2 protein-coding genes and 2 pseudogenes are annotated in these 5,347 nt (G+C 56.4%); 2 read left to right on the forward strand and 2 right to left on the reverse strand.

Annotation, left to right across the window (positions count from 1 at the left end):
* Positions 1-177: 177 nt before the first annotated feature.
* Complete coding sequence (locus AC5ZFO_RS47020; protein ID WP_496124135.1) at positions 178-1,932, reverse strand: ABC transporter ATP-binding protein; 1,755 nt, start codon at positions 1,930-1,932, stop codon at positions 178-180.
* Between the two features lie 419 nt (positions 1,933-2,351).
* Here AC5ZFO_RS47020 and AC5ZFO_RS47025 point away from each other — a divergent pair, with 419 nt between their 5' ends.
* A complete protein-coding gene (locus AC5ZFO_RS47025) occupies positions 2,352-3,938 on the forward strand; it encodes an asparagine synthetase B family protein (RefSeq protein WP_496124136.1) in 1,587 nt (528 codons plus the stop codon).
* Positions 3,939-4,029: 91 nt separating this feature from the next.
* Here AC5ZFO_RS47025 and AC5ZFO_RS47030 read toward each other — a convergent pair.
* Positions 4,030-4,296 (reverse strand): annotated as a pseudogene (locus tag AC5ZFO_RS47030) (IS3 family transposase); the annotation flags it as partial.
* Here AC5ZFO_RS47030 and AC5ZFO_RS47035 point away from each other — a divergent pair.
* Positions 4,293-5,169: pseudogene (locus AC5ZFO_RS47035) on the forward strand (IS110 family transposase); the annotation flags it as partial. The pseudogenes AC5ZFO_RS47030 and AC5ZFO_RS47035 sit on opposite strands and share 4 nt — an antisense overlap.
* Positions 5,170-5,347 lie beyond the last annotated feature (178 nt).

A 5,347-nucleotide genomic window follows, 5' to 3' on the forward strand; every position in this document is an offset into this window, starting at 1 on the left:
GGCGCCCCCGCCGGCATGAGCATAACCCCGGAAAATTCCAGCGCCGGCTGGCCTAGTTTTGGGGAGCACTTCAATCCAATGGCTTGAGCGAACTCAGAACTGGATAAAATCTGGGGGCAAGGTCACATCTCGTCCAGCAATGCGCCTGCAGTGCAGACAATCAACGCGCCGGGCTGATCATCCCCTTCGCCTAGTCAAGGACAAGCCGCAGTCGGTCAGCTCGACCACGACGTCGGTTGCAGAAATGACCCCTTTGCGATGAGTGATTGCCAGCACGGTCACATCTTCCGCTAGGCTGCGAATATGGTCCAAAATGTCCCGCTCGGTTCGTTCGTCAAGCGCGGAGCTGGCCTCGTCGAGAAGAAGGATCGCCGGCTCGCCATAGAGCGCGCGGGCAATAGCAATACGCTGGCGCTCCCCGCCTGAAAGCTTCAAACCGCGTTCTCCAACGGTTGTTTCAAATCCTTCCGGCAGAGCCTCGATAATGGGGAGAATCGCGGCTTTTTCCGATGCACCGCGAAGGCGCACCTCGTCGCGGGGCCGTCCTAGCAGAATGTTGTCGGCTAGCGACTCATTGAGCAACATCACGTCCTGCGGCACAACAGCAACTGCGGCATACCAATCCGTGTGATCGATGGTCGCTATATCGGTTCCATCGACCAGAATACGGCCGCAGTCTGGCTCAATCGATTTCAGGACGAGCTTGAATATTGTCGACTTCCCCGATCCGGTTTCGCCGACAAGGAAGGTAATGGCGCCGCGCCTAGCCATAAACGAGACATTCGTAACGCCACGACCGTTGTCGTAGGCATAACCAATGCCCTCGAAGGATAGCTGGCCAGCGGAGGGCGTGAAATCATGAGCATGAGATGTTCGCCGCTCTTCTGGTGCGACCCACAGTCTGGCGAGAGGAATGAGGTCGGCTCGCGACCGCGCCGCGTCAGAGATCGCGCGCGCGACCATCTCGAAGGGCATATTGAGTTGGAGTAGAAGCGTGTTGAATAGCACAATATCGCCGATCGTGACCGCGCCGGCCCGGTATTCAGGTATTAGAAGGAGAAGTGTGACGGAAAATTGTAGCGCGATGGCTAAGCCGAGCACGGCTATGTAGGCCAATCGTTGAAACACGTAGGTTCGCCAGTTATCGCGCACTTCCCGCGCCTTCATCGTAAAGCGCTGGCTCATCCAGGAATGACTGCCGAAATGGCGCAACGTGTCCATGGAGTTCATGACGTTGCCGACGAAACGCGCATTGTCCTGTCCGGCTTCGATGGCCCGGTCCAGAAACACGCGCGCCCGACGCGTGGAACTCCACCCTAATGTAATCGCGACAGCCCCATAAGCGACGACGATTGCAGCGATTTGGATATTGACGAGCACACCGAGAATAGCGAGCGTAAGCAGAAGCTGCGCTGCAGCCGGGATGAATATCATAATTCCAAGCTGGACCAACGTCGTCAACGCGCTGCACCCGCGCGCGGCCGCACTCTGTATCTCCACGGGATTGTGCTCAAGAAAAAAGACTGAGGTTTTTCTCAGGATGCGATCGAAAAAGCGAGTTGCAGCGACGAAGCCCAGGTTCTCGGCTGTCATGAAGGAAAGATACTGCAGCATGCGCTGCAATGCGGAGGCTATGCCGAGCAGGACCGCATAGCCGGCGAATCCCCAGGCAAACGCCGACATGCCTTCCCCCCGCGGGAGGCGATCAATGAGACCCGAAAATACATAGGGCGCTGCGACGCTGCTCGCGCTGGAGATCAGCACCACTGTGGCAACGATGAGAAGCAAGCGCCGATCGGATCGCCAGTACGCATGCAGAATTTCGGAAACCGGCGACAATGTGCTGTCGTTGACCTGATCTGCGGCGGATCCAGGGAATGGGGCTTTGCTTGCACTGAGAGAGCCGACATGGCCTTGCGATCTGGATTCCATACGATCTCACGTAAAGATGCGGCTCTGCGGAATTTGCTGCCGTTTACCGTTACTAAGCTCCAACCCAATTCTGTCTAGCACCGTCATCCAACCCCGCAAATCTTGGTAGGTTGTCGCCCGGCTTCTCCCATGAGAGACGCTATAGAGTGGCTCGACACGCTGCCGCGCCACACGACGAGAAGCCCGATCACGCTATCAATAGGAACACGACATGAAGAGCGCAACTGCAGACACGTCTAAGCGGCCATCGCGGCCCGATACAACTGACCTCCCCTTACCGGTGCTGCCACCTCCCACTACTTCGTATCCGAAGGGCCCCTTCCCTAGCGACAGCGCTAACGAAGGTTACCTTTAAGATCATTCTTCACTCTGTTACCGCCTCTCACACGAGAGGCGGTAACGTTTAAGTCGAGGAACAAATGCTCAAGGCCACTCTGAAAATAGCCGACCTGGAAAACTTCGATCCTGTTGTCAAAGGCTGTTCGATAGAGTTTGGTGAAAGCTGCATCTGGCCATTCCAACATAAGAGTCTTGAGAGCTCGTTAGTGAAGAGCACTGAGCAATGGTTCTTCGTCATACGTGAGCGTCAAGGAGCGGCGGACGGGGCTGGCGTTCATTCGGTCGTAATAGACCATGCGTCTACAGATCAGTTTCGTCAGCACTACCAGAAATGCATGCACTGGCCGCTCGATTTTATCGTGATCGAGGCCGCTCGCCGGGGTCCTCGGTTGCGTGTACGAGCAGGCCATATTGGCAGCCTCCCAATTTACTTCCACGTGGAGGAGCGCACTCGCACGGTTACGCTCTCCTGGGATTTTGTCGAGTTTTTGGATAAATCGCGAGCGATTGATGCAGAGATTATAGCGCATCACCTGTCGATGAGAACGTTCTACTCTGCGCGACAGGCCTGCGTTGGCGTTAACCTGCTGACTGCTGGCTCCACCTTGTACGTCGACAGATCGGAAACGTCATTTGAGTACGGCACGACAACTTCATCAGCCCCTGAGCTCTCCGGACGAGAGGAGAGCGATCATGTCCTTGAGTTTTCTGATACTCTTCAGGCGGTTGTTCGTTCGCGGCCGACGACCTTCTGCGCAAGCGCTGTGGAGCTGAGCGGAGGAATGGACTCCGCTTCCGTCGCAATTGCTGTTGGCGAGAGCGTAGCATCGCTAGCATGTGGCGGGATACTATTGGGCGACGGGAGTAGCCCCAAGCAGAGTGACCGCCGAGCGAGCATTTTGAGCGCACTGAACTGCCGCGATCACAAAGTTGAAATGTGCGCCCACATGCCGGCGATTGATCTAGATCTTGACCTGAAAGGACGCCTGCCACTCAATTCAGAGTCTTACCTTGAGGCGTTCGGGTCACTCTGGGATCGGTTTCGCGGTGATGGCTGCGAAATAATCTGGTCCGGCATAGGAGGAGACGAGCTTTGCGCTCGCTTCAGCAGCGACGAGGGGGAACCCAGATCTCCCTCTTCACCCCATCTGGATATCGCGCTTGGGGTTGCAGAAGACCTATTGACGAAACGCGGGCTCGACGCGGCTCGTTCATCCTTCCTTTTTAGCGCCCCCCTCAGCGCCACTCTATCCACAACGCTGCTCGCAAGTCTTTGTCATGCTCGCCCACTCGCGACGCGAGGTCTTTGGCCCGTCCGCCCATTCGGCGATCCGAGATTGATCAATTTTGGAGCGAAGCTTCCGTTTGCACTTCGCTCGGGCAAGGAACTCCTCCGTTCTTACTTGAGTGAGCGCTTGGGCTCTGACGTATTTCCACACGGATACGCAAAGGAGACTTTCGCGCTTGTACTGCCAAAGGCGATTGCGGCTCGTGCGGACATAATTTCATCACAGCTTGCTTCTTGCGCCTTGGCCGACTTCGGCTTGGTTTCGCAAGAGGCTGTCATGGCGCTCTTGAACAGGGTGATAACAACACACGAATTTTCCGCAACAAGCATCTTGGCTCGCTTTTTATGGGCGGAACGTTTCGTTCGACAACTCTGTTGATTGCGTTATGACAAACGATCACGCGTCAGAACACTTGCTACAGTGGAGAAGGGTTGCAACTTGAGCTGCTGCCGGTTTGATGGACACCAGGTTAAGTTAATCCCACCTTGCGCTCGAACTCAACCGGGCTGAGATAGCCGATGGTCGAGTGCCTGCGGATCGCGTTGTAAAATCTTTCGATATAGTCGAACACATCGGCTCGTGCCTCGTCTCTGGTTCGGTAGATCTTGTTGGCGGTCCGTTCGGTCTTGAGCGACGAGAAGAAGCTCTCCATCGCCGCGTTGTCCCAGACGTTGCCGGAGCGGCTCATGCTGCAGAGAATGCCGTGGTCGGCCATCAAACGCTGGAACTGCTCGCTCCAAGTCTCATCCCGGAGATCTGCCCAAGTTACGTCGTAAACATGCGCCACTTGCGGAACGTATCGGCTTTGAGACGGGCGCAATGGCGAGCTGGCTTTGGCATGAGCTTCGTAGGGGCGATCCCCGTCGTTTGCATCGATGCAAAGCATGCACACGCAGCACTGTCGGTCCGCATGAACAAGAGCGATCAGAACGATGCTCGAGGAGGTGCCGAACTGGTGCGGGTTGGTTGGCATCGAGAAGTCAAAAACAAGAGCGAAGAGAACGAGGTCCGTAGTCTTATCAAGGAATGTGGGTTGCTTTTTCCACGCGCAATCGGCCAGCAGTTCCGCAGCTTAGTCCGTGAGCTGTTGACCGAAGGCCATCAGCTCCTCGCCGTGATCGAACCGCTCCTATCGATCCACGAACAAATCTGCCAGCAGCAAAGCAAATTTGACGACAGGTCCGCCGATTGGCGAAGTCGGACGAGACGACGCGTCGCCTGATCACAGTTCCTGGTGTCGGCGTGGTCACCGCCCCCGCCTTGACGTTCCGCCATACGATTGCTGAACCGTCTCGCTTCCGATCGGCTTCGACAGTCGGCGCCTATCTCGGCCTCACACCTCGGCGCAACCAATCTGGTGAAACTGATACCAGTGGCAAGATATCCCGATGGGGCGACACGCTCCTCCGAACGTGCCTTTACGAGGCAGCGACCGTTTCTGCTTTATCGAACAAAGAAATGGTCCTCCCTCAAAGCCTGGGGAATGAAACCTGCGAAGCGGATCGGCATGAAAAAGGCAAAGGTCGCCATCGCCCGCAAGGTCGCTGTCATCGTCCACTGCATCTGGGGCGACGGCACATCATTCCACTGGAGCAACGCGCCGGCCTGACGTTATTTTGTAAGGTCCTGGTCCTTTGCCGCCGCACCCAGTCCATACGCTGGTGGGTAAGGGTGCCAAAAACAGAGCAACCGGCGTGCCGGACCGAAAAGGCTGATCCTACAGGGATGGCGAGCATCGGGTCGACGACAATGGACGCAAAGCTGACAACCGCGTGCGACTGCCAACA

The organism is Bradyrhizobium sp. Unk1, from assembly GCF_059512345.1.

Coding starts and splice junctions, on each gene's coding strand:
- AC5ZFO_RS47020 (WP_496124135.1), bottom strand. CDS start 1,932: ATGGAATCCAGATCGCAAGGCCATGTCGGCTCTCTCAGTGCAAGCAAA.
- AC5ZFO_RS47025 (WP_496124136.1), top strand. CDS start 2,352: ATGCTCAAGGCCACTCTGAAAATAGCCGACCTGGAAAACTTCGATCCT.